The sequence below is a fragment of the Xylophilus sp. ASV27 genome (genome assembly GCF_016428875.1).
Taxonomy (GTDB): Bacteria; Pseudomonadota; Gammaproteobacteria; order Burkholderiales; family Burkholderiaceae_C; genus Xylophilus.
In genome coordinates this window covers 1-404 of sequence record NZ_JAELTO010000292.1, presented here as the reverse complement: position 1 = coordinate 404, position 404 = coordinate 1, and the positions used below count along the sequence as shown (strand labels likewise).

Sequence of the window (404 nt, the reverse complement as noted above, 5' to 3'; positions counted from 1 at the left end):
AAATCCGGGTGCCTAATCGGAATTTCTAGTCTCGCCGCACTTCGTGGGCTGCCAGGCGCTGCTTCTTATTGTGCCTCAAAGTCTGCGCAAATGATTTTCTTAGAAATCCTGAGACTAGATCTAAAACTCCACGGAATTCAAGTAAGCTGTTTTCATCCAGGATTCGTGCAGACGCCTATGGCAGAGCACTCTGAATTTCAAATGCCCTTCAAGATCACGGCTGCTAGATCGGCACAGCTAATTGTAAGAGCTATTAAATCTGGTCGTAGACAATATTATTTCCCGTTTACGATGGGAATCCTAAGCCGTATCAACAGTATCATTCCCAACTTTTTTTACGATTTCCTAATGGGAAAATTTGCTGGGCCTGTCGCAAAGAATCCAAAACTCTTGTCGTCCCTGAC

At 44.6% G+C, this 404-nt stretch carries 1 protein-coding gene and 1 pseudogene; both read left to right on the top strand.

Annotated features, from left to right (window positions below; translation table 11 throughout):
• Window positions 1–15 precede the first annotated feature (15 nt).
• Window positions 16–183: pseudogene (locus tag JHD63_RS25120) on the top strand (SDR family NAD(P)-dependent oxidoreductase); the annotation flags it as partial.
• Window positions 184–201: 18 nt separating this feature from the next.
• On the top strand, window positions 202–404 hold a 203-nt coding region (locus JHD63_RS24320), incomplete at its 3' end, for a hypothetical protein (protein WP_370590624.1).